This window comes from Embleya sp. NPDC020630 (genome assembly GCF_044334985.1).
In the GTDB taxonomy this organism is placed as follows: domain Bacteria; phylum Actinomycetota; class Actinomycetes; order Streptomycetales; family Streptomycetaceae; genus Embleya.
The window spans coordinates 1-22,606 of sequence record NZ_JBIRUB010000039.1 but is presented as its reverse complement, the minus strand read 5'-3'; the positions used below and the strand labels follow the sequence as shown (position 1 = coordinate 22,606).

The following is a 22,606-nucleotide window of genomic DNA, read 5'->3' as shown; positions in this document are numbered from 1 at the left end:
CGATCACTTCGTGATCCTGATCAATCGAGGGCCGCTCCTGCGAGCGGCCTTCGGCACGTTCAGGACCGTGCCCGGCACCAGGTGGTCCGGATCCGGGCCGATCACGTCCAGGTTCGCCGCGTAGAGCGCCTGCCAGCCGCCGATCACGCCGAGGTCGCGCGCGATCGAGGAGAGCGTGTCGCCCGCCTTGACCGTGTACCGCGAGCCGAGCATGCCGATCTGCCGGGCGCACTGCGGCCAGGCCTCCCAGCCCTGCATGCTCAGGATCTGCTCGGCGACGGCGATCTGTTCCTCTCGGGTGGCCCGGTCCGGCCGGTCGGCGTACTCCTGTCCGCCCGCCTCGTCCCACGTGCTCGGCAGGATCTGGAGTCCGCCGTAGTAGCCGTTGCCGGAGTCGAGACTCCAGCGCCCACTGCTCTCGCACTCGGCGAGCCGGTCCCAGACGTCGTCCGAGACCGCCTCGGCGGGCGCGGCCGGCCCCACGACGAGTCCGGCGCCCAGGACACCGGCGAACAGGACAACCACGGACGATCGGATGATCAGCTTGGCCATGTCAGCCGACTGTAGGCAGCCCGCGCGCCGATCCTGGGACCCGACCGGGGGCGGGCCGCGCAATCACCCGGCTGTCGCAACGCCCGCAGCCCACCGGGCGGTCGGGCGGTCCCGACCGAGGCCGTGCGGAAACGGCCCGCCGATCCGCGCCGAGACGGCCCGTCGATCCGCCCGACCGGGCCTACGGCAGGTCCGGCAGCAGGCTGTCGATGTCCGAGGGCAACAACCCGCTCGGCAACACCCCCGAGGGCAGGCCCGGCTGCTTGGGTCCCTGGGTCGAGGGGGTCTTCTTCGGGCTGTCGTCGCCGCTGTCCCCGCGGCTGATCAGGATGACCGCGGTCACCACGCCCGCCACCAGCACGAGCGCGATCACCAGCATGATCAGCGGGTTGCCGCGGCGACCGCCGCCCTGCGTCGGCGGCGGTCGGTGCGGCTGCTGCGGATACGGCGGCGGTTCGTGGTGCGACACGGGCTTCGACCCCCAAGGCGACCGGTGCCGGGGGCGAACTGTCCCCGAACATCCATGCTGTCACGATCCGGACGTGCCGGAGCCGGACCGTCGAAGTCCGGGCAAAGTGAGCACCGATTCGAGGGAATCCCCGCCCCGACCGCCGCCGATGCACGGGCCGCCGGACGAACGCGCCGCGCCGACCGCCCGGTCGCGTCCCGCGCGCGGCTCACAGGTCCTTGGTCAGCTCCTCGAACTCCAGGTCGTCGCGCAGCGGCCTGCCGAACCGCTCGTTGCCGTAGGGGAACGGGATGCGCACTCCGGTGCGGGCGAAGCCGCGCCGCTCGTACCAGGCGATCAGCTCCTCGCGCTGGCGGATGACCGTCATCCGCATGCGCTTGGCGTCCCACCGCCGTACCGCGACCCGCTCCGCCTCGGCGAGCAGCGCTCGGCCCAGGCCGCCGCCCTGGCGACCGGGTCGCACGGCGAACATGCCGAAGTACACGACCGAGTCCGGATGCCGCTCCAACTGGCAGCAGCCGAGCAATACGCCGTCCCGCTCGGCGATCCACATCACACTGTCCGAACCCTCGACCACCGCCGCGACGCCGTCCGCGTCGGTGCGCTGCCCCTCCAGGAGTTCGGCCTCGGTGGTCCAGCCCGCACGGCTCGCCTCGCCGCGGTAGGCGGATTCGACCAGTTCGAGCAGGGCAGGGATATCCGCCGGTCCGGCCTGCCGGAAGCCGACGGCGACGACCGCGTCGGGGGACTCCTGCGTTCGGGTCGACGCGTCCTGCGGCACCATGGTTGTCTCTCGCCCCTCGTCGATTCGGCAATGTGTTCCATGCCGTCCCCGAGCGTACGGCGTGGGTCCCGAGAGGGGCCCGCGGCTTTCGGTCGCGGTCGGGCGGTGACAAGGTGTCCGGAAGCCGGCAACCGGATGGCCCCGCCATGAATCGGGGGGCACCGGGCAACGAATCCGGACCAAACCCGGGAAACGCAGAAATTCCAGGAAAACGGGAGAAGCCGTACATGGTGAGGGCAGGCGTTCGCCGGCTGCTGGACATACGGAGGACCAGGCTCTCCCTGGCCCTGGTGGGTCTGTGGCTGCTCGCCGCATGCGTCGCCGTCCGGCAGGCCAACGAAGTACTCGACCGACCCGAGGACCGCAGGCTGCCGGACCTGGACGCGTGGCTCGGCCCCGACGGCGTACTGCACCTGCCGGGCTCGCTCTACGACACCGACGCGCGCGGCACCACCTTCGGCGGCACCCCCTTCGCCGGCTGGGTGCTGCGCCCGCTCACCCGGGCGGCGGAGCACACCCTGGGCGTCGCCTGGACGGTGGCCACCCTGCTCATCGTGGCCGCGATCGCGGTGGTGGTCGCTCGGGCCGTGCCCGGCCTGCGCACCCGCCGCGCCCGGCTGCTCGCGACGCCGCTGATCATCACCCTGCTCGTGGTGTCCCTGCCGGTGCGCGGCAACCTGTCACTCGGCCAGCTCAGCCTGCTCCCGGTCCTGCTCGCGCTGCCCGCGATGCTCAAAGCCGCCCCGGGCCGGGTCGCCTCGATAGCGATGGGCGTCGCCGCCGCGCTGCATCCGGCGATGTTGCTGTTCGCCGTCTACCTGTGGCTGACCGGCAAGCAGCGCGCGGCCGCGAACGCGACGGCCACCTTCCTCGGCTGCACCGCGCTGGCCTGGGTCACCATGCCGCACGACTCCTTCACGTACTGGGTGCACCACGTCGCCGGCGCGGGCCTGGGCGGCGACGCCGACGCGCTGTCCAACCAGTCGCTGCACGGTCTGCTGCTGCGGGTCGGCCTGTCCGGGCCGCTGGAGATCGTGCTCGTGGTGCTGCTGTCCGCCGCCGTGTTGTGGTTCGGCGTGCCGCGCGCGGTGGCCTACGCCAAGGACGGACAGGCGCTGCTCGGCGCCGCGCTGGCCGGCTGTGTGATGGTCGCGATCTCCCCCGTGTCCTGGCAGCACCAGCAGTTGTGGATCCTGCTCGTCGCGGTCGCCCGGCTCGGCGCCAGGCAGACGGACCGCATGGTGTGGCCGGTCGCGGTCTTCATGATCATGACCCTCGACAGCAAGACGCTGGTCTGGGGCAAGCTGGCCGCCGTCCGCACGATCGCCGACAACGGGCCGCTGCTGCTCGCGATCGCCTCGGCGTGCGCGGTGCCGTTCATCACCAAGGCGTCGGCCAAGTGGAGCCCCCAAGCGGTGCCGCAGGGGGTCGCGGACAAGGGCCGGTTCGCTTGGATCCCGGCGCTGCCGTTCGGCTGGCGTCCGCTGTCGCGGCCGAACCTGCTGCTCGAACTGCTGATGATCCGGGTCGGCTACCAGGCCTACTCGTTCATCCGGGCGTCGGTGCCCGACCAGCGCCAGGTGGCCGAGGAGCACGGGCAGCAGATCATCGACCTGGAGAAGTTCCTGCACATCGACGTCGAGCGCGGCCTGAACCACTTCGTGGCCAGGATCGGCTGGCTGCAGAGCAGCATGAACTTCTTCTACGAGACGTTCCACTTCATCGTGCCGCTGACCATCCTGGCCATCCTGTACGTGCGCAAGCCCGCCGCCTATCGCTCGGCGCGCACCGTGCTGAGCGTGGCCACCCTCACCGGCCTGGTCGGGTTCTGGCTCTACCCGCTCGCGCCGCCGCGGCTGATGCCGGGCTACGACTACATCGACACCGTGCACGGCGTGCAGGACCTGAACAACCCGGACTTCGGCGCGCTGACCAAGATCTCCAACCAGTACGCGGCGATGCCCTCGCTGCACGTGGGCTGGTCGTTGTGGTGCGGGTTGATGATCCTGGCCATCGCGCCGAAGGGCTGGCGCTGGCTGGGTCTGCTCTACCCGCTGTCCACCACGATCGTGGTGATGGGCACCGCCAACCACTGGATCATGGACGCGGTCGGCGGCGCCGCGGTGGTCACCCTGGGCTTCGTGGTCCAGTACCTGCTGACCGGCCGCTCGGCCTTCTCGGTCGACCCGGTCGCCGCGCCCGTCGCCGAGCCGGTCGCCGTCGCGGCGGGGGCCGGACCCGGGGTCGCCGACGCGATTAGCACACCGGTGACGGTCGGGGCGGGTGAGTCGGATGTGATCACTCGTTCGCGGGAGCCAAAGCAGGATGATCCCGATTCGAGGGATGATCCCGACAAACAGCCGGTCAGCCGCAAATAGTGACGACACGCGTGCTCATTGCCAACACTTTGCCAAGAGCGCCCGCAACCCGATCGTGCTTCGAGCGGTAGTCAGTGTGGTCGGTGCCGGAGGGGCCCGACCTCACCGTGACACCACGAGGAGCACCATGACGCACATCTCGCGCCGCGTAGCCCAGGCCGCCCTGCTGATCGCCGCCGGCGCCGCGCCGATCCTGGGCGCGTCCGCCGCGCACGCGGCGGAACTGCCCACGGGTGGCCTCGGCGCGCTGACCCAGCCGGACGTCGGCGGCCTCGCCGACAAGGTCCCCGCGGCCTCCGAGGGCGCGGGCAACGCGGCCGGTGGAACGGCGTCGAAGACTGTCCCCGCGGCCTCGAAGACCGCAGGTCAGACGGCCGGTACCACCGCGTCGAACGCGAACAAGACGGTCGGCGACGGCGCCGCGGCGGTCGCTCCCGCCGCCGGCCAGACGGTCGGCCAGGCCGCCCCCGCGGCCGGTCAGCTCGCCGGTGGCGGCGCCCCCGCCGCACCGTCCCTGCCCGCCGTGCCCTCCCTCGGCGGACTCCCGATCGGGGGTTGATCGAACCGGTTCTCATTCGGTTGAGAGCCCGGTGAAACCGGCGGGGCCGGTGTGGCGTGTCCATTGATGCCGCACCGGCCCCGCCGTATGTCCGAACCGCGCTTGTCCACCATTGGGATTAGCAAACGATCGGGTATCCCTCCGTGGGATGACGTACCAAAGGGCCGTCGTGCGCATCCAAATTACTTCGTGGGTGTCTACGCTGTTCTGCGAGCGTTACGAAGAGTCGCAATTCTGGACATAGGCCACGAGACTCTTCCACCACCCCACAATCGAGGAGCACGGTGTCTGCCACGACGCGGGCCGCCGCGAACGGCCACAACAAGAACGGCACCGGCACCCCGGCCGCCGAGCGCGTGCGCGGGATCTCGGCCGGGGTGCTGATCTGGTATCTGCGGATCGTGGCGGCACTCGACTTCGTGTCGGCCGTCTCGGTGCCGCTGCGCGACCGGGTGCGACACCACGACACGGGCGAGTACTACACGCCGTTCCTGGTCACGTCCGGTTTCACGTCGGCCGCGCTGGCCGCGTTCCTCGCCATCATGCTCAGCCGCCGCAAGCGGGCCGCCTGGGCGTTCACGGCGATCCTGCTCGTCCCGTCCACCGCGGTCTACATCTGGGCGCTGTGGTTCGACGACCTGCGGCAACACCCGTTCAACTGGTTCTCCACGATCCTCACGTTCTTGATCTGCGTCGCGCTGCTGCTGAGCTTCGCCGAGTTCGGCGCCAAGGGCGACCGGGGCAACGTGCTCAAGGCCGGCCTGGTGCTGGCCGGCGGCGCGGTGGTCGGTGTGGTCCTGGGCTCGACCCTGGTCAACGCCACCGACGACATCGCCGACTCCAGCATGAGCGACCGGATCCTGTACGCGGTGTTGCGCATCTTCACCCTCGCCCCGGACAGCGACCTGGGCAGCGTGGCGGTGCCGCGCTGGGTCGACATCGTGATCAACGTGGCCGGCGTGACGTTGTTCCTGCTGGTGCTCTACGTACTCTTCCGCGCGCCCAAGGGCCGCGAACTGCTCACCCCCGACGACGAGGTGCTGCTGCGCGAGCTGCTCGACAAGCAGGGCGAGCGGGACTCGCTCGGCTACTTCGCGCTGCGTCGGGACAAGGCGGTGATGTGGTCGCCGAGCGGCAAGGCGGCGGTCGCCTACCGGGTCGTGGGCGGCGTCTCGCTCGCCTCCGGCGACCCGATCGGCGACCCCGAGGCGTGGCCCGGCGCGATCGACCGCTGGCTCGCCGAGGCCGAGGACCGTGCCTGGGTGCCGGCCGTGATGGGAGCCAGCGAGGAGGCCGGAACGATCTTCGCCCGGCACGGTCTGGACGCGTTGGAGCTGGGCGACGAGGCGATCGTCGAGGTGTCCGAGTTCAGCCTGGAGGGCCGCGCGATGCGCGGTGTCCGGCAGGCGTACAACCGGGTCAAGCGCGCCGGGTACACCACCCGGGTGCGCCGCCACGAGGACATCCCCGAGGGGGAGATGCGCGAACTGCTCGACCTCGCCGACCACTGGCGCGACGGGCAGACCGAACGCGGCTTCTCGATGGCCCTCGGCCGCCTCGGCGACCCCGACGACGGGCGCTGCCTGATGGTCGAGTGCATGGACGGCGAGGGGCGGCTGCGCGCGGTGCTCAGCTTCGTGCCGTGGGGTGCCAAGGGCGTCTCGCTCGACCTGATGCGCCGCGACCGCGAGTCGGACAACGGGCTGATCGAGTTCATGGTGCTCGACGTCATAGAAGGCGCCAAGGCGTACGCCGCGGCGAACGCGAAGCCCGCCAAGGGCGGCAAGGGGAAGGGCAAGCCGGCCGAGCCGGAGGCCGAGGCCCCCGCCGAGGCGTCCTCGCCGATCGACATCGAGCGCATCTCGCTGAACTTCGCGATGTTCCGCTCGGTGTTCGAGCGCGGCAACAAGCTCGGCGCCGGGCCGGTACTGCGGCTGTGGCGCGCGGTCCTGGTGTTCTTCTCCCGCTGGTGGCAGATCGAGTCGCTGTACCGGGCCAACGAGAAGTACCGCCCGATCTGGGAGCCGCGCTACATCTGCTTCCGCAAGGCGAGCGAGCTGCCGCGGATCGGCATCGCGAGCGCCCGGGCCGAGGGCTTTTTGACCACGCCGACGCTGCCGCAGCTGTTCGGCGCCCGGCACGAGCAGCGGGTGGCCTCGATGACCAAGCGCAAGGCCGCCGAGGCGACGCCGCCGCTGGACGGCTGGACCGCGGAGCAGCGCGAGCCCGCCGAGCACAAGCAGCCCTGATCACCGGGTTCGGCCACGCCGACCACGCCGAAGGGCGGCACCCTCGCGGGGGTGCCGCCCTTCGGTCGTTCGCCTCTTCGGGGTCCTGCGGGTCGGCTCAGACCAGGCGGCGGATCTCGCCGCGCACCCGGTAGAACCCGCCGCGCTCGGCCGGGCTGACCGCGTCCACCACGTAGCGCGCGCCCGCGACCCGTACGTTCTTCGGGAACTGCACGTTCCAGCCGCTCTCGTAGCCCGCGGTGACCACGTGCACCCGCAGCCGGCCGTTGCCCTGGTCGACGCACTCGACCACGACGCCGGTGCCGGCCTCGGTGGTGGTGGCCACCTCGGTGGTCGGCACCACGGCCTCCATCGCGGCCACCTTGACGTCGCGCACCTGCGGCACGGTGCCGTCCTGGGCCGCCGCGATCGCCGCCTCGCTCACGTCGATGCAGGCCAGCGAGCCGTCGGTGGTGACGATGTACAACTTCTCGTCGTGGTACTGCATGGAGAAGGCCGAGCCGCACGTGGTGCCCAGCTTCCACAGCCGCTTGCCGTCCTCGGTGAAGCAGTACACCGTCGAGGAGCTGTCCCCGGCGAAGACGTACTTCCCGTTCTCGGCGGTGGCGCAGGAGAACACCGACGCGTCGCAGTCGTAGGTGGTGCGGATGCTGCCGTCGGACTTGGCGATCCGGTGCACCTTGTTGCCGGTGGTGCCCGCGTACACGTCGTCGCGCTCCTGCCAGCCGAAGAGCACCCCGCCCCTGGTCTTGGTGGTCCACAACTCCTTGCCGTCGCCAGCGGCGAACGCCTGCACCCCGGCGCTGTGTCCGTGGTAGATCGCGTTCTCGTCGCAGCGCACCATCCACGCGCCGGTGCCGTTGGTGGCCGCGGCCCAGAGCGACTCGTCCTCGTGGTCGATCGTGGTGCAGCCGCCGTTGGAGTCGGACACGCCGAGCACGCCGTCGTGGATGTCCAGCCAGTAGATGTCGATGTTGTCGGTGATCTCGTAGGCCACGCGCGGGGCCTTGCCGCCGACGTCGTACACGTTGCCGTTGTCGCACCCGGCGTAGATCCACGAGTCGTCCGCGACGATGCACTTGACGCCGTCGGGCAGTTGGTAGCGGCCGGTGACCTCGCCGGCGTGGTCGAGGAACCAGACGTCGCCGCGCTGGTTGCCGACCAGGACCCGCTCGGAGTCGACGAAGATGCCGAACGCGGAGGAGCCGGTGCGGTAGCGCCACAACACCGGCGCCGAGTTGCGGGCCGTGCTGGGCCGGGAGACGATCTCGCGGCGGGTGATCGCCCTGGGCTTGCGCACCCCTTGGACGGCCGGCTCGTAGCCCTTGCGCAGCTTCGCGGCGACCTTCTTCTTGCCGTCCGCCTCGGCCTTTTGCGGCGTCGCGTGGGTGGTCGTCCCGGTCTGGCCCTTGGCCCCGATCCGCCCGTACGTGACCGTGACGTCGCAGCCGTCGACGACCACTTCGTAGTACTTGTGCGCGCCGTCGCCTTCCTCGGACAGCTCAAGGTAGGTACGGGTCTCGGGCATGACGACTCCTGGCTCCGCTGAGTGGGTTGGGGATGCCGAACCTCCACGACGGGGCGGGAGAACCGTGTTGTTGCAAGGGGGCTGATGCCCCGTCATCCCCGGTGGCGACGACTCGAACACTACTCACGTCGGCCGACAGCGTGGGGGCGGGCGAACGGTTGCCCGGGGGCGGTGCCCATTCCCCCGGCCGGGTGGGCCCGTTCACCCGGCCGGCGCATCTGGGGACCGACGGGTTCGTTGTCGGGCAAAGTGCTCCGACATACTCCCGACCCCTACTCCGCCGGGAGGATCATCGGGGTCGGGACCCCTCCCCGTGGACGACGTTTCAGCGTCGGGCGCGGGGTTAATCTCCACTCGTCCCGATCACCGGTCGCCGGTTCGACCCCAGTACGGTCGGCCGAAGACCCCGCTTGCCCGAGGAGTCCATGTGGCCGGGCACGTGTTCACGTCATTGGCTCCCGCGGCGTTCGGCGCCAGACCCGCCGGCAAGCGCTTGGAGCGTGTCCGCAGATCGCCGCACTTTCGCGACGGCGCGTTCCGAAATCCCGTGCCGACGCGCCGTGCCAGTCCGGGCGCGCTCGGCAAGATGATGCGCGCGCAGCGGGCCGCGTCCGGACTGCGTCGACCGGCCGGGGCGATTCCCCTGGTCACCGCGTCGGCGGCGGACTTCGCACCGGCACCGACGACTGGGCTGCGGGCGTCCTGGCTGGGGCACGCGACGGTGTTCGTGGAGATCGACGGGGTGCGGGTGCTGTTCGACCCGGTGTGGAGCACCCGATGTTCGCCGTCGGCGGCGTTCGGCCCGGCCCGGCTGCACGCGGTGCCGGTGCGCTTCGCCGATCTGCCCGGGCCCGACGTCGTGGTCGTCTCGCACGACCACTACGACCATCTGGATCTGGCCACCATCGTGGCGCTGGCCCGGCGTGAGCGGGTGTTGTTCGTGGTGCCGTTGGGCATCGGCGCGCATCTGGAGCGGTGGGGCGTCGCCGAGGACCGGATCACCGAGTTGGACTGGCACGAGTCGGCCGAGGTCGCCGGGCTCGCCTTCACCGCGACGCCCGCGCGGCACTACTGCAATCGCGGCGCGCGGGTGCTCGGCACCGTGTTGTGGGCGTCGTGGGTGGTCGCCGGGCCCCGACACCGGGTCTTCCACAGCGGGGACAGCGGCTACTTCCCGGGCTTCGCCGACATCGGCCGCGAGCACGGGCCGTTCGACCTGACCATGATTCAGGCCGGGGCGTACGCGGAGGCGTGGCCCGAGGTGCATCTGCACCCGGAGGGCGCGGTACAGGCGCACGCGGATCTGGGCGGCGGGCTGATGTTGCCCATCCACTGGGGCACGTTCGATCTGGCACCGCACGCGTGGGAGGAGCCGGCCGAGCGGTCGGTGGCGGCGGCGCGGGCGCAGGGCACCGGCCTTGTGGTCCCTCGGCCCGGCGCGCTGTTCGAACCGGCCCTGGTGGACGGGGCCGAGGTGGAGCCGTGGTGGCGCGAGGTGGCGGCGGCGCCGGAGCGCTGGGTACCGGCGGCGCCGGCCGGGCAGGCGGCGGTGGAGCCGGTGGTGATTCCGGCGGTGTCGAGCGGATCCGCGGTGCCGGCGGGCTGAGGCGCGGAGCGCGGCTGGGCCCTGTCCGGCGGCCGGGACGGTGGGCGTGGTGGGTCAGGGCGTGGACGGGGCGGATGTCTTCCAGGCGTCGGCGCGGACGCCGCGCGGGAGGACCATGACCGGGGTGCGGGCGTTGCGGACGATCTTGTGCGAGACGTCGCCGACGAACACCCGCTTGACCGGGCCGACCGTGCCCGACGCGCAGATCAGCAGGTCGTCGGCCCAGGTGACGGCGTCGAGCGCGGCACGCACGTCGTCGCCCTCGACCGTTTCGCCGTCGACCGCCCCGTCGAGGTCGGAGATCGCCGCCGCGAGGTCCTGTCGGGCCTGCTCGCGCACGGCGCGCAACACCTGCTGCTCGGCCGCCTGGTGCTGCTTGCCCGAGTAGAGCCGGACCGGTCGCAACACCAGCGTGAGCAGCCGCGCGTCGGCGTCCAGGAGCCGGGCGAACGCGACGCCGCAGGCCGCCACTTGGGCCGACTGCACGGCGCGCTGGTAGGCGATCGTGCAGCGGGCGACGCGCGGCGGCGGATGTTCGGCGAAGCCGCGCGGCGCCAGCACCACCGGCACCGGCGAGCCGTGCAGGAGTTGGTCCGCGGTGCTGCCGAGCGCGACCCGCCCGGTCCGGCCGCCCGGCGCGGGGCCGATCACCACGAGCGCGGCGCCGTGCTCCTCGGCGACCCGGGCCAGTCCCCGGCCGCTGCCCCGGTTGTCGCCGATCGCGCGCTCGACCGGCAGGTCCGGGTCCCGCTCCCGCAGTTGCCGCTCCGCGTCGTCGAGCAGCCGATCGGTCTCCTCGCGCAGGAACGCGCGCCACTCCGCGTCCACCGCGCCGACCCCGGCGCCGGGCTGGGCGGGTGGACGGATGTGCGCGAGCACGACGCGGGCACCCGCCTGGCGGGCGAGCAGCGCGCCCAGCGCGAGCGCGTCCTGCCCGCGTGGCTCGGGCCGGCAGCCCACCACGATCCGCATGTCCGCGCTCACCGGTCCGCCTCGGCCGCGGCCTCGGCGCGCCAGCGCGAGTGGCGGTAGCCGTACAGGAAGTAGATCGCCACGCCGGCCGCCATCCAGACCAGGAAGACCTGCCAGGTGGTTCCGGAGAGCCGGGCCATCAGGTAGATGCAAAAGCCCACGCCGAGCAGCGGGGTGATCGGGAAGAACGGCGAGGTGAAGCCGCGCGGCAGGTCGGGGCGGGTGCGGCGGAGCACGATCACCCCGATGTTGACCAGGGTGAAGGCGAACAGGGTGCCGATGCTGGTGGCCTCGGTGAGTCGGCCGAGCGGGACCAGGGCGGCCAGCAGGGCCACCCACGCGCCGGTGATCAGCGTGTTGGCCACCGGGCTCTGCGTGCGGCTGTCGACCTTGGCGAAGATCGGCGGGATCAGGCCGTCACGCGCCATCGCGAACAGGATCCGGGTCTGCCCGTACAGCACGGTGAGCACGACGCTGGCGATCGAGATGATCGCCCCGGCGGACAGGATCGTCGACGCCCACGAGCCGCCGGTGACGTCGGTGACGATCTGCGCCAGCGTCGCCTCGCTGCCCTCGAACTGGTCCCACGGCATGGCGCCGAGCGCGGCGAGGGCGACCGCGACGTAGACGATGGTGACGATGCCGAGCGAGATCAAGATCGCGAGCGGCAGGTCGCGGCGCGGGTTCTTGGCCTCCTCGCCGGCGGTGGAGGCGGCGTCGAAGCCGATGTAGGAGAAGAACACCTGGGACGCGCCGGCGCTGATCCCGGCCGCCCCCAGCGGCGCGAACGGAGTCAGGTTGTCGTGCTCGAACGCGGTGAACGCGATGGCGCAGAAGAACGCGAGGGTGATCAGCTTGATGAAGACCATGATCGTGTTGGCCACGGCGCTCTCCGACACCCCGCGCACCAGCAACACGACCGCGAGCAGCACGACGACGACCGCGGGCACGTTGAACGTGCCGCCATCGCCCGGGGGTTGGCTGATCACGTCGGGCAGGCTCACCCCGAAGGCGGAGTCGAGCAGTTCGTTGACGTACTGCCCCCAGCCGACGGCGACGGCGGAGATGGACACGCCGTACTCCAGGAGCAGGCACCACCCGCACACCCACGCGATGCCCTCGCCGAGCGTGGCGTACGCGTAGGAGTAGGACGAGCCGGACACCGGGATGGTCCCGGCCAGTTCGGCGTAGGACAGCGCCGAGAACAGCGCGGTGACCGCGGCGAGCACGAACGAGATCACCACCGCCGGGCCGGCCTTGGGCACCGCCTCGGCCAGGATCACGAAGATCCCGGTGCCCAGCGTCGCGCCGACGCTGAAGAAGGTCAGTTCGAGCAGCCCCATGGAGCGCCGCAGGCCGGCATCCCCCTCGCCGCCGCCGCTCTCCGCGAGGATCGCGTCCACGGGCTTCGTCCGCAGCACGCCATAGCGCGTCCGGGGTGCGACATGACTGGCGGGCAAATCCGGCCTCCCTGGAAACACACGGTCCGAGAAGGAAGGGGTGCCCCGAGACGGGGCGCTCGAACGGCCTTTCAGCCATTCGGCCCGGGTGCGCCGGCGCCGATCGACGGACCGGTCGCCGCGGTTCGCCCGGCTACCCGTGCCGGGCGGGCCCGACGCCGCGGAAGCCGGCGCGGTAGTCCCTGGGGGCCACGCCGAGTCGGCGGGTGAAGTGTTGGCGCAGGGTCAGGGGCGAGCCGAAGCCGCAGTGGCGGGCGATGGCGGCGATCGAGAGATCGCCGATCTCCAGGAGGCGCTGGGCGGCCAGGACGCGCTGGGTGCACAACCATTGCAGGGGCGAGGTGCCGGTGCCGCGGACGAAGTGGCGGGCGAAACTGCGTTCGGACATCCCGGCCAGCGCGGCGAGTTCGGTCACCGTCCAGGGGTGGCCCAGGTCGTCGAGCACCCGCCCGCGCAGCCGGTCGAGCGCGTCGCCCGGGTCGGTGGGGGCGGCCGGCACCGGGTTGTCGATGAACTGGGCCTGGCCGCCGGAGCGAAACGGCGCGGTCACCATCGTGCGGGCGATCTCGGCGGCGGCGGCGGCGCCGTGGTCGAGGCGGACCAGGTGCAGGCACAGGTCGATGCCGGCCGCGGAGCCGGCCGAGGTCCAGATCGAACCGTCGCCGACGAACAGCACGTTGGCGTCCACCGCGACGTCCGGGTGGCGTCGGGCCAGTTCCTCGGTGTCCATCCAGTGCGCCGTGGCCCGTCGCCCGTCGAGGAGGCCGGCGGCGGCCAGGACGAAGGCGCCCGAGCACAGGGAGGCGATGGTGGCGCCGCGGGCGTGCGCGGCGCGCAGGGCGGCCAGGACCTCCTCGGGGAATTCCTCGCGGCGTGGCGCCGTCCGGTGTTCGTTGCCCGGGACGACGACGAGGTCGCAGTCGGCCAGTCCGTCGAGGTCGTGATCGGGGACGCAGACCACTCCCGCGCCCAGTTCCACCCCTGCCCGCCCCGGGCCGCACACGCGCACCTCGAACGGCGGCACGCCCCGGTCGGTGCGGTCGATGCCCCAGACCTCGAAGGCCACCGCGTACTCGAACACTCGAACCGGGTCGAACAGCACGATCCCCACGCGACGCATGGCGGCAACCTATCCCTCACGAAGGTGCGGTGGGTGTGCGCGCCGGCCCGGTGCGACCCGTGAGCCGGGAGAGGCTCACGGTCGCGACCTCGGCCGGCGCGGAGATGCGGGGAACGGCCGCACCTCGATCCGCGACGGCGTGTGTGCGCGGACCCATCCCCTGTGGAGCACTCCCCTCCAACGGCCCCGTGCCCGATGGAGGGAGCGAGCCGATCGGCGTCCTCACCCCGGAACGCGCCTGCGGTCGGGTGGTGAGCGGGGGGCCTCCGGCTCGCCTCCGATCCTGACCGGTGCGGCGGAGCCGGGGTGAGTGGCAGAAACGCCAACCATGAATGCATTCCCGCCAGGCCCTGTGGACACGAGCGATCACCGATCCGCCGGCCCATCGACAGATCGGGATTCCATCTGTGCATAAGTTATCCACAGGCTGTGGAAATATGTGGGGGATGCCGCGCAACGCCTGTGGACAACCACAGGGACCGCGACAAGACCGCGCCCCACCCGCGCCGGCCCCCGCGCGGGAGTCCCATGGTGGGCCGGGGCACCGCCGCCGGCCCCGGTGACACGCCGTCAGACGCCCATCCGCGCGGGCACCTCGTCCGGCCCGAGTCGGCGCATGTCGGCGAACCCGTCGCCGGTGGAGTAGCTGTCCTCGCACACCACGAGCGCCTGCTCGTCGAAGGCCCACACGATCGCCATTCGGGTCTCGTACAGGTAGAACGCGTCGACGTCCGGCACCGACCGACCCATACCGACCAGGACTCGGCCCGGGTAGGCGATCCGCAGGATCCCCTCGGTGACCACGGTGTCCCGATCCACCGTCAACCGGTCGATGTGGTGGGCGAGTCGGCCGCAGTCGTTCTCGACCACGGCACGATAGAACTCGCGCACCTCGGCGTGACTCTTGGGGGCCCTGTCCACAACCGACGCGCCCCACTGGTGATAACACGCGTTCGGCGCGACGGTCGCCATCAGCGCGTCGAGATCGCCCTCGTGCTCGGCGTGCATGTGCGCGACCAGCGTGGTCAGGATCGCGCGGCGGCGCGGATCACGCTCCTCGGCCAGTCGTTTCTCGGCGAGTTCCCACGTGCGTCGCGCGTCGATCAGCCCCGTCATGTACGCGCCTTCCGCCGGTCGTCGATTCGCCCGACACCTTGCCCCGAAGTAGTTGACTGTGCAATACAAATCTCCACACGTGTCGCATCGACGGGCACGCACGCACGACGAGCCACCGAGGTGGCGGACGGGACGGGTGGCCGATGAGCGGCGACACGAGCGAAGTACGGGACGCGAACGCGATGTTCGACCTGAGCGGTCGCGTGGCGATCGTCACGGGGGGCAGTCGGGGCATCGGGCGGGCCATCGCGCACGCCTATGCCGCGGCGGGCGCCTCGGTGGTGATCGCCAGCCGCAAGGCGGACGCCTGCGAGGCGGTGGCGAAGGAGATCACCGACGCGGGCGGCCGGGCGCTCGCGGTGGCCACGCACTGCGGGGAACTGGAGCAGTTGGCCGCCCTGGTGGACACGACCGTCGCGCACTTCGGCGGCGTCGACATCGTGGTCAACAACGCGGCGAACGAACTCGCCCAGCCGCTCGGCGCGATCACCCCGCAGGCGTGGGACAAGTCGTTCTCGGTCAACCTGCGCGGACCGGTGTTCCTGGTCCAGTACGCGCTGCCGCACCTGATCGCCTCCGGGCGCGGGTCGGTGGTCAACGTGGTCAGCGCGGCCGTGTTCACCCGCGCCGAGGGCAAGGGACTGTACGCCGCGGGCAAGGCCGGCCTCGTCGCGTTCACCCGCACCATGGCGGGCGAATTGGCCGAGCACGGCATCCGCGTCAACGCGATGGCCCCGGGCGCGGTGGAAACCGACATGGTCCGCAAGACGGGCCCGGAGGCGATGGCCCGGATGCGGGGCGCGGCGCCGCTGAACCGGATCGCCGCGCCGGAGGAGATGACCGGTCTGGCCCTGCTGCTCGCGTCCGACGCGGGCAGCTTCATGACCGGCCAGATCGTCAGCATCGACGGCGGACTGACCGTGCACTGAGCGGGCCGTCCCTCGCGAACAGCTCCCGGCAAAGGCCCCTCAGCCCACCGGCGAGGCCCCGATCACCGGCACCAGCTCCGCCGGCAGTGGATACACCGTCTCGACCGGCAACAACGCGCGGGCGCCGTCGTGATCACCGGCGCGGACCAGGTCGTGCACCCGATGCGCGAGCGCGGTCACGTCGGTGATCCGGCGCGTCCACTCGTCGGCGTAGGCGCGCGTCGCCCATCCGGCCAGCCCGAGTTGCAGCGAACGATGCGCCAACGGCCGCAGATCCAGGTCGCGTTCGGGATCCCACTGGATCCGCACCGCGGTCGCGTGCAGCCGCCGGCCCCACGCGTCGCGGTCGGGGTAGGTGCCGGGCTCGTAGTGGCTCAGGCACGCCCCCGCGAGCGCCGCCTCGAATCCCGCGCGGTCGATCTCCAGGGCGAGCACCCGCTCCTGGCGCGGCTTGGTCGCCCAGCCGCAGCGGTACATCATCCAGGTGAAGCTGGGCTTGACCCAGGTCATCCGCTCCCGGCTCCAGGTGTCCGGAAATCGCCCGTCCCGCACGGCCGCGTCGGCGATCTGCGGCTTGTACGCCTGGTACACGGTGATCGTGTCCTCGCTCCACAGCGCACGGATCTGCCGGGCGGGTATGTCCATGCCCGCCAGTGTGGCGGCCCCACCCGGGCCCGAACCACCCGTTTTCCGCGGGCCCGCCGGCATCGAAAAAATGCTTGATATTGACAAGCGATCCCGAGTCGGAGAGATTCGACGTGCCGGGTGACACGCGTTCCCGGTCCGTATCGATGTGCAGCGCGGGGCAGACCCGACCGCGACCCTTCCGTGCCCGGCGGGCGTCGACCCGCGTCGCGACCACGCGATCCACGCACGTGAAGGAGCAGTGACGTGCATCTCGCCCCGACCCCGGCGCAGGACGCTCTGCGGGCAGAGCTGCGGGACTATTTCACCCGGCTGATCACCCCCGACGTCCGCGCGGACCTCGACCGCGAGGGCGAGGCAGGCGGTCCGACCACCCGGCGGGTACGCCGACAGTTGGGCTCCGACGGCTGGCTCGGCATCGGGTGGCCGACCGAGTACGGCGGGCAGGGCAAGGGCCCGGAGATGCAGTTCATCTTCTTCGACGAGGCGTATCGCGCCGGCGCGCCCGTGTCGATGGTCACCCTCAACACCGTCGGCCCGACCCTGATGAAGTTCGGCACCGAGGCGCAGAAGAGCTACTACCTGCCGCGCATCCTGGCCGGCGAGATCATCTTCGCGATCGGCTACAGCGAACCCTCGGCCGGCACCGACCTGGCCTCGCTGCGCACCCGCGCGGTGCGCGACGGCGACGAGTGGGTGATCAACGGGCAGAAGATCTTCACCTCCACCGCCCAGGGCGCGGACTGGATCTGGCTCGCCTGCCGCACCGACGTGGACGCCCCCAAGCACAAGGGCATCACGATGATCCTGGTGCCGACCACCGACCCGGGCTTCTCCTGGACCCCGATCGTCACCGTCGGCGGGATGACCACCACGGCGACGTACTACGACGACATCCGGGTGCCCTACGACAACCTGGTGTTCGAGGAGAACTCGGGCTGGAAGCTGCTCACCAACCAGCTCAACCACGAGCGGGTCGCGCTCGCCGCGCTCGGCATGCAGGCCGAGGACTTCTTCGCCGAGGTGCTGGCGTGGGCGCGCGAGACCGAGGTCGAGCCCGGCGTCAAGGTGATCGACCAGCCGTGGGTGCGGCTCAAGTTGGCCGAGACCTACGCGCGCCTGTCCGCCGTACGCATGTTCAGCTGGCGCCTGGTGCACGACGTCGGCAACAACACGCTCAACCCGGGTGACGCGTCGGGCGTGAAGTTCTTCGGCACCGAAGGTGCCATCGAGGTGTATCGCAACCTGATGGAGATCGTCGGCCCCGACGCGACGCTGCGACCGAGGTCGCCCGGCGCGTTCGGCGACGGACTCCTGGAGGCGATGAACCGCCGCGCCCAGATCAACACCTTCGGCGGCGGCGTCAGCGAGGTCCAGCGGGAGATCGTCGCCATGGTCCGCCTTGGCATGACGCGAGTGAAGCGGTGAAGGACGACATGACGGACACCACCAGCCGGGACAAGGCCGCCTTCCTCGCGGTCGTCAAAAAGTACGAGGGTGTGCACGACCAGTCGGGCGTGCTCGCGCTCGATCCGGTCAACGGGCCGATGATCCGGCACTGGGCCGAGGCCATGGGCGACAAGAACCCGGTCTACACCGATCCCGAGGCCGCCGCGGCGACCCACTTCGGCGAGGTGGTCGCGCCCGCGACCATGCTCCAGGTGTGGATCATGCGCGGGATGGACGCGGGCCTGACGGTCAACACGGTCACCGGCGAGTTGTACAAACACTTCACCGACAACGGCTTCGGCTCGGTCGTGGCCACCAACTGCGAGCAGGAGTACATCCGGCCGCTGCGGCTGGGCGAGGTGGTGCAGTACGACCAGCTGATCGAGACGGTGTCCGAGGAGAAGACCACGGGTCTCGGCGTCGGCCACTTCATCACCACGCTGGTCAACATCTACGTCGAGGGCGAGGCCGGCCGCGAGCTGGTCGGCACGCACCGCTTCCGGATCCTGCGCTACACCCCGCACCGGAAGAAGCCGAAGGCCGCGCCGGCGGAGCGCGCGCTGCGCCCGCGCAAGGTGGTCAACAAGGACAACCGGGCCTACTGGGACGGCGTGGCCGAGGGCAGACTGCTGTTCCAGAAGTGCACGGCCTGCGCCACCCCGCGCTTCCCGTTCGCGCCCGGCTGCAACCACTGCGCGTCGCTGGAGTGGGAGAGCGTCGAGTCGGCCGGCGCGGGCGTCGTCTACTCGCACGTCACCATGCACTACCCGAAGTTCCCGGCGTTCGACATGCCCTACGCCGTCGGCCTGATCGAACTCGACGAGGGTGTCCGAATGCTCGGCAACGTGCTGGGCGTGGCGCACGACGAGGTGCGGATCGGACAGCGCGTGCAGGTCGAATTCGTGACCCACGACGCCGACTTGACCGTGCCCGCGTTCCGAGTGGTCGGGGAGAACTGATGGACTTCAACCTCACCGAGGACCAGCGGGACCTGGTCTCGCTGGCCGAGCGCATCTTCGCCGACCAGTCCACCGACGAGCGGCTGAAGAAGCTCGCCCAGTCCGGCGCGGACCTGGACGCCGAGTTGTGGGGCCGGGTCGCCGAGGCGGGCCTGGTCGGCGCGCTGATCCCGGAGGAGCACGGCGGCGGCGACCTGGGCCTGGTCGGACTCGCGCTGCTCGTGGAGCAGCAGGGCCGGTTCACCGCGCAGATCCCGCTGTTGGACACGGTCGTCTACGGTCTGCTGCCGCTGCTGCGGTTCGGTACGCCGGCGGCGGTCGAGAGCGAACTGCCCGGCCTGCTGGACGGTTCGCGGATCGTGGCCGGCGCGCTCGCCGAGGTCGGCGCGGCGCTGCCGGCGGTGCCGAGGACCACCGCCCGGCGCGACGGCGGGGGTTTTCGGCTCGACGGGGCGAAGCGAGCGGTGCCGTGGCTGACCGTGGCCCACCGGATCCTGGTCACCGCGTCGCTGGACGGCGCGCTCGCGGTGTTCACGGTGGACGCCGACGCGGCGGGTGTGGCGATCGAGGCCGCGCCGACCACCGCGCCGTGGGCGTCGGGCAACCTGACGATGGCCGACGCGCCGGCCACGCTGCTCGGTAGCGCCGAGGCGGGCGCGGAGATCGCCGCCTGGATCGTCGACCGCGCGCGGGTCGCGCTGGCCGCGCAGCAGGTGGGCGTGTGCGAGCGCGGCCTGGCCCGCACGGTCGAACACGTGAACACCCGCGAGCAGTTCGGCAAGCCGCTGGCCACCAAGCAGGGCGTGATGTTGCGCGCCGCCGAGGCGTACATGGACACCGAGGCCATCCGGGTCACCACGCTGGAGGCCGCGTGGCGCATGGACCGCGGCGAAGCGGCCACGGAGCAGGCGCTGGTGGCCCGCTGGTACGCCTCGGAGGCGGGCAAACGCGTGGTGCACGCGTGCCAGCACCTGCACGGCGGCACCGGCTCCGACATCGACCATCCGATCCACCGCCACTTCCTGTGGGGCCGTCAGATCGACGTGACCCTGGGCAGCGGCATCCAGCACCTCGCCGCGCTCGGCGACCTGCTCGCCCACGTGCCCGCCCAGGGAGGCAACCGATGACCACCGCGAAGCCGGCGAGCCTGACCCACGCGGAGGTGTCCGTCGGCGACGAACTGCCGCCGCTGGTCATCCCGTTGACCCGCACACTGATCGTCGCCACGGCCCTGGCCACCCGCGACTTCCAGGACGTGCACCACGATCCGCAGCTGGCCGCGGAAAAGGGCTCGCCGGACATCTTCATGAACATCCTGACCAGCAACGGCCTGGTCGGGCGCTACATCACCGACTGGGGAGGCCCCGAGACCGAGTTGCGCAAGGTCGCGATCCGGCTCGGCGCCCCGAACTACCCCGGCGACACCATGACCCTGACCGGCACGGTGACCGCCAAGCCCACCGCCGAGGACGGCACCCCGCTCGTGGAGATCGCGGTCGTCGGCGCCAACAAGCTCGGCAACCACGTCACCGGCACGGTCACGGTGAAGCTGCCGGAAGGAGCCGACGCGTGAGCCTCAAGCACGCCGACAACCTGCGCGGCAAGGCCGCCATCGCCGGGATCGGCGCGACCGAGTTCTCCAAGGAGTCCGGTCGCAGCGAACTGCGCCTGGCCGTCGAGGCGGTGGGCGCCGCGCTCGCCGACGCCGGGATCGCCCCGTCCGAGGTGGACGGCCTGGTCAGCTTCACCATGGACACCAACCCCGAGATCGCGGTCGCCGCCGCGGCCGGGATCGGCGACCTGACCTTCTTCAGCCGCATCCACTACGGCGGCGGCGCGGCCTGCGCCACCGTCGCCCAGGCCGCGATGGCGGTCGCCACGGGCGTCGCCGACGTGGTGGTCTGCTACCGCGCGTTCAACGAGCGCTCCGGCCGCCGTTTCGGCTCCGGCGTGCTCCAGCGCGACCCCACCGTCGAGGGGGTGGGCCTGGGCTGGAACATGCCGCACGGCCTGCTCACCCCGGCCTCGTGGGTGGCCATGTTCGCGCAGCGCTACCTGCACGTCTACGGCGCGACCACCGAGGCGTTCGGCCACGTCGCGGTGGCCGACCGCAAGCACGCGGCGAACAACCCGAAGGCGTACTTCCACGGCAAGCCGATCACCCTGGAGGACCACCAGAACTCGCGGTGGATCGTCGAGCCGATGCGCCTGCTCGACTGCTGCCAGGAGACCGACGGCGCGCAGGCGATCGTGGTCGTCAGTGCCGAGCGGGCGAAGGACCTGAAGCAAAAGCCCGCGATCATCAACGCGGCGGCGCAGGGCGCGGGTCGCCTCCAGGACCAGATGACCAGCTTCTACCGGGACGAGATGACCGGCCTGGCCGAGATGGGCGTGGTCGCCAAGCAGTTGTGGCAGACGTCCGGTCTCACCCCCGACGACATCCAGACCGCGGTGCTCTACGACCACTTCACCCCGTTCGTGCTGATGCAGCTGGAGGAGTTCGGCTTCTGCGGGCGCGGCGAGGCGCCGGCGTTCGTCGCGAACGGCGGCCTGGAGCTGGGCGGCAAGCTGCCGACGAACACGCACGGCGGGCAGCTGGGCGAGGCGTACCTGCACGGGATGAACGGCATCGCGGAGGGCGTGCGGCAGATCCGGGGCAGCTCGGTCAACCAGGTCGAGAACGTGCACAACGTACTGGTGACCGCGGGCACCGGGGTGCCGACGTCGGGGCTGGTGCTGGGCGTGGAGTAGCGGCCGGCCCGCCCGCACTGGGCCGCCCGGGTGACGCTTCGGCGTGTCGCCCGGGTGGTCCGTCGATGTCGCCGCCGGCCGTGACCAGCGTGGTGGAAGCCCCTTCCCGCCATGCCAGGAGGTCTCGTGCGTCCTCTGCTCACTCGTCGAATCGCCTCGACCGTGTTGCTCATCGCCGTGCTCGGCCTGCTGCCCGCCGGGCTCGCCGAGGGCGCCGCCGCACGGTCGGGGCGGTCGTTCTTCGTCTCGGGTCCGGGCTTCGACACCTGCGAGACCCCCACCGTGGAGACCATGCAGGCCTGGCGCGAGTCGCCGTACAAGGTGGTCGGCATCTATGTCGCGGGCGACAACCGGGCCTGCAAGAGCACCCGGCTGACCCGCGACTGGGTCACCACCGTGCACGACCAGGGCTGGGACTTCCTGCCCATCCAGGTCGGCCTACAGGCGCCGTGCTCGCAGTCGCGCAAGCCGGGCCGGATCGATCCGGCGCAGGCCGCGGGCCAGGGGGTCGCGGAGGCGGACGACATGGTGGACCGCAGCACCGCGCTCGGGTTCCGGCGGGGCAGCGCGGTCTGGTTCGACATGGAGGCGTACGACAACACCGACGCCGCGTGCCGCACCGCCGTGCTCGACTTCGTCTCGGCGTGGTCCGACCGGGTCCGCGAGCGCGGCTTCGTGGCCGGCTACTACAGCAGCCTGGACTCCGGCGTCGCCGACGTGGTCCAGGCGGTCGGCAGCCGCTCGATCCCGGACGCGATCTGGTACGCCCGCTGGGACGACAAGGCGGTGACCAGCGGCGACGGCGCGCTGCCCGACGGGCACTGGCACGGCAACCGGGTGCACCAGTACAGCGGCAACGTCACCGAGACGTACGGCGGCCGGACCATGTCCATCGACCGCAACGCGGTGGACGGGCCGGTCGGGGTGTTCTGAGCGCCCTCGGGCCGTGGGGGGGGCCCCCCCCCGGGGGGGGGGGGCCGCCCCCCCCCCCCGGGGGGGGCCCGGGGGGGGCCCCCCCCCCCCCCGCCCCCCCCCCCCCCCCCGCCGGGGCACAACATTTTGTAAAAAGAGGGGCGCGGG

General features: G+C 71.5%; 20 protein-coding genes. 11 read left to right on the top strand and 9 right to left on the bottom strand.

The genetic code is table 11. The annotated features are described in order from the left end of the window. Nucleotides 1-3 precede the first annotated feature (3 nt). From ACH4XV_RS46645 to ACH4XV_RS46635, 3 genes are all read right to left on the bottom strand, one after another. On the bottom strand, nt 4-552 hold the full coding sequence (locus ACH4XV_RS46645) for a transglycosylase family protein (RefSeq protein WP_395800405.1): 549 nt from the start codon (nt 550-552) through the stop codon (nt 4-6). A gap of 181 nt (nt 553-733) precedes the next feature. After that, nucleotides 734-1,021, bottom strand: a complete 288-nt coding sequence (locus ACH4XV_RS46640) for a hypothetical protein (protein WP_395800403.1) — start codon at nt 1,019-1,021, stop codon at nt 734-736. Between the two features lie 208 nt (nt 1,022-1,229). After that, entirely contained in the window at nt 1,230-1,805 is a 576-nt protein-coding gene (locus tag ACH4XV_RS46635) for a GNAT family N-acetyltransferase (RefSeq protein ID WP_395800401.1), read from the bottom strand. Between the two features lie 227 nt (nt 1,806-2,032). Here ACH4XV_RS46635 and ACH4XV_RS46630 point away from each other — a divergent pair, with 227 nt between their 5' ends. The 3 genes from ACH4XV_RS46630 (at nt 2,033) to ACH4XV_RS46620 (ending at nt 6,991) form a co-directional block, all read left to right on the top strand. Beyond that, nucleotides 2,033-4,183, top strand: a complete 2,151-nt coding sequence (locus ACH4XV_RS46630; RefSeq protein ID WP_395800399.1) for a bifunctional glycosyltransferase 87/phosphatase PAP2 family protein — start codon at nt 2,033-2,035, stop codon at nt 4,181-4,183. Nucleotides 4,184-4,310: 127 nt separating this feature from the next. Then, a complete protein-coding gene (locus ACH4XV_RS46625) occupies nt 4,311-4,742 on the top strand; it encodes an ATP-binding protein (RefSeq protein ID WP_395800397.1) in 432 nt (143 codons plus the stop codon). A 284-nt stretch (nt 4,743-5,026) separates the two neighbouring features. Further along, nucleotides 5,027-6,991 carry a phosphatidylglycerol lysyltransferase domain-containing protein gene (locus ACH4XV_RS46620; RefSeq protein WP_395800395.1) on the top strand — a complete coding sequence of 655 codons (1,965 nt, stop codon included), beginning with the start codon at nt 5,027-5,029 and terminating at the stop codon, nt 6,989-6,991. Nucleotides 6,992-7,088: 97 nt separating this feature from the next. Here ACH4XV_RS46620 and ACH4XV_RS46615 read toward each other — a convergent pair whose 3' ends face one another. After that, nucleotides 7,089-8,519 (bottom strand): PQQ-binding-like beta-propeller repeat protein, encoded by a 1,431-nt coding sequence (locus ACH4XV_RS46615; RefSeq protein ID WP_395800393.1) that lies wholly within the window; start codon nt 8,517-8,519, stop codon nt 7,089-7,091. 427 nt (nt 8,520-8,946) lie between these two features. Here ACH4XV_RS46615 and ACH4XV_RS46610 point away from each other — a divergent pair, with 427 nt between their 5' ends. Further along, nucleotides 8,947-10,125: an MBL fold metallo-hydrolase gene (locus ACH4XV_RS46610; protein ID WP_395800391.1), complete on the top strand. Its 1,179-nt coding sequence runs from the start codon at nt 8,947-8,949 to the stop codon at nt 10,123-10,125. A gap of 54 nt (nt 10,126-10,179) precedes the next feature. On the opposite strand, the gene ACH4XV_RS46605 is transcribed toward ACH4XV_RS46610, so the two are convergent. The 4 genes from ACH4XV_RS46605 to ACH4XV_RS46590 form a co-directional block, all read right to left on the bottom strand. After that, the gene (locus ACH4XV_RS46605; RefSeq protein ID WP_395800389.1) at nt 10,180-11,109 is read right to left on the bottom strand and encodes a universal stress protein; all 930 of its coding nucleotides are present in this window, start codon (nt 11,107-11,109) and stop codon (nt 10,180-10,182) included. Further along, nucleotides 11,106-12,557, bottom strand: a complete 1,452-nt coding sequence (locus tag ACH4XV_RS46600; RefSeq protein ID WP_395800387.1) for an amino acid permease — start codon at nt 12,555-12,557, stop codon at nt 11,106-11,108. The genes ACH4XV_RS46605 and ACH4XV_RS46600 overlap by 4 nt, the downstream gene beginning before the upstream one ends. A 133-nt stretch (nt 12,558-12,690) precedes the next feature. After that, nucleotides 12,691-13,677 (bottom strand): GlxA family transcriptional regulator, encoded by a 987-nt coding sequence (locus ACH4XV_RS46595; RefSeq protein ID WP_395800385.1) that lies wholly within the window; start codon nt 13,675-13,677, stop codon nt 12,691-12,693. 570 nt (nt 13,678-14,247) lie between these two features. Then, complete coding sequence (locus ACH4XV_RS46590; protein WP_395800383.1) at nt 14,248-14,793, bottom strand: nuclear transport factor 2 family protein; 546 nt, start codon at nt 14,791-14,793, stop codon at nt 14,248-14,250. A gap of 143 nt (nt 14,794-14,936) precedes the next feature. Here ACH4XV_RS46590 and ACH4XV_RS46585 point away from each other — a divergent pair, with 143 nt between their 5' ends. Further along, a complete protein-coding gene (locus ACH4XV_RS46585) occupies nt 14,937-15,722 on the top strand; it encodes an SDR family NAD(P)-dependent oxidoreductase (protein ID WP_395800381.1) in 786 nt (261 codons plus the stop codon). A 39-nt stretch (nt 15,723-15,761) separates the two neighbouring features. On the opposite strand, the gene ACH4XV_RS46580 is transcribed toward ACH4XV_RS46585, so the two are convergent. Continuing rightward, nucleotides 15,762-16,367 (bottom strand): DUF4291 domain-containing protein, encoded by a 606-nt coding sequence (locus ACH4XV_RS46580; protein WP_395800379.1) that lies wholly within the window; start codon nt 16,365-16,367, stop codon nt 15,762-15,764. A 246-nt stretch (nt 16,368-16,613) separates the two neighbouring features. Here ACH4XV_RS46580 and ACH4XV_RS46575 point away from each other — a divergent pair, with 246 nt between their 5' ends. The 6 genes from ACH4XV_RS46575 (at nt 16,614) to ACH4XV_RS46550 (ending at nt 22,459) form a co-directional block, all read left to right on the top strand. Beyond that, nucleotides 16,614-17,795: an acyl-CoA dehydrogenase family protein gene (locus ACH4XV_RS46575; RefSeq protein ID WP_380003204.1), complete on the top strand. Its 1,182-nt coding sequence runs from the start codon at nt 16,614-16,616 to the stop codon at nt 17,793-17,795. Nucleotides 17,796-17,803: 8 nt separating this feature from the next. Then, a complete protein-coding gene (locus ACH4XV_RS46570) occupies nt 17,804-18,775 on the top strand; it encodes a bifunctional MaoC family dehydratase N-terminal/OB-fold nucleic acid binding domain-containing protein (RefSeq protein WP_395800377.1) in 972 nt (323 codons plus the stop codon). Next, a complete protein-coding gene (locus ACH4XV_RS46565; RefSeq protein WP_395800375.1) occupies nt 18,775-19,902 on the top strand; it encodes an acyl-CoA dehydrogenase family protein in 1,128 nt (375 codons plus the stop codon). The genes ACH4XV_RS46570 and ACH4XV_RS46565 overlap by 1 nt, the downstream gene beginning before the upstream one ends. Further along, complete coding sequence (locus ACH4XV_RS46560) at nt 19,899-20,348, top strand: MaoC family dehydratase (protein ID WP_395800373.1); 450 nt, start codon at nt 19,899-19,901, stop codon at nt 20,346-20,348. Before ACH4XV_RS46565 ends, ACH4XV_RS46560 begins: the two co-directional genes overlap by 4 nt. Continuing rightward, on the top strand, nt 20,345-21,526 hold the full coding sequence (locus ACH4XV_RS46555) for a lipid-transfer protein (RefSeq protein WP_395800371.1): 1,182 nt from the start codon (nt 20,345-20,347) through the stop codon (nt 21,524-21,526). The genes ACH4XV_RS46560 and ACH4XV_RS46555 overlap by 4 nt, the downstream gene beginning before the upstream one ends. Nucleotides 21,527-21,652: 126 nt before the next feature. Continuing rightward, nucleotides 21,653-22,459, top strand: a complete 807-nt coding sequence (locus ACH4XV_RS46550; protein WP_395800369.1) for a DUF1906 domain-containing protein — start codon at nt 21,653-21,655, stop codon at nt 22,457-22,459. Nucleotides 22,460-22,606 lie beyond the last annotated feature (147 nt).

Bases quoted from the DNA above. Each gene is read 5' to 3' on its own strand.
- ACH4XV_RS46625 (WP_395800397.1), top strand. From the start codon at position 4,311: ATGACGCACATCTCGCGCCGCGTAGCCCAGGCCGCCCTGCTGATCGCC.
- ACH4XV_RS46570 (WP_395800377.1), top strand. From the start codon at position 17,804: ATGACGGACACCACCAGCCGGGACAAGGCCGCCTTCCTCGCGGTCGTC.
- ACH4XV_RS46580 (WP_395800379.1), bottom strand. From the start codon at position 16,367: ATGGACATACCCGCCCGGCAGATCCGTGCGCTGTGGAGCGAGGACACG.
- ACH4XV_RS46615 (WP_395800393.1), bottom strand. From the start codon at position 8,519: ATGCCCGAGACCCGTACCTACCTTGAGCTGTCCGAGGAAGGCGACGGC.
- ACH4XV_RS46635 (WP_395800401.1), bottom strand. From the start codon at position 1,805: ATGGTGCCGCAGGACGCGTCGACCCGAACGCAGGAGTCCCCCGACGCG.
- ACH4XV_RS46595 (WP_395800385.1), bottom strand. From the start codon at position 13,677: ATGCGTCGCGTGGGGATCGTGCTGTTCGACCCGGTTCGAGTGTTCGAG.
- ACH4XV_RS46585 (WP_395800381.1), top strand. From the start codon at position 14,937: ATGAGCGGCGACACGAGCGAAGTACGGGACGCGAACGCGATGTTCGAC.
- ACH4XV_RS46565 (WP_395800375.1), top strand. From the start codon at position 18,775: ATGGACTTCAACCTCACCGAGGACCAGCGGGACCTGGTCTCGCTGGCC.
- ACH4XV_RS46560 (WP_395800373.1), top strand. From the start codon at position 19,899: ATGACCACCGCGAAGCCGGCGAGCCTGACCCACGCGGAGGTGTCCGTC.
- ACH4XV_RS46645 (WP_395800405.1), bottom strand. From the start codon at position 552: ATGGCCAAGCTGATCATCCGATCGTCCGTGGTTGTCCTGTTCGCCGGT.
- ACH4XV_RS46630 (WP_395800399.1), top strand. From the start codon at position 2,033: ATGGTGAGGGCAGGCGTTCGCCGGCTGCTGGACATACGGAGGACCAGG.
- ACH4XV_RS46590 (WP_395800383.1), bottom strand. From the start codon at position 14,793: ATGACGGGGCTGATCGACGCGCGACGCACGTGGGAACTCGCCGAGAAA.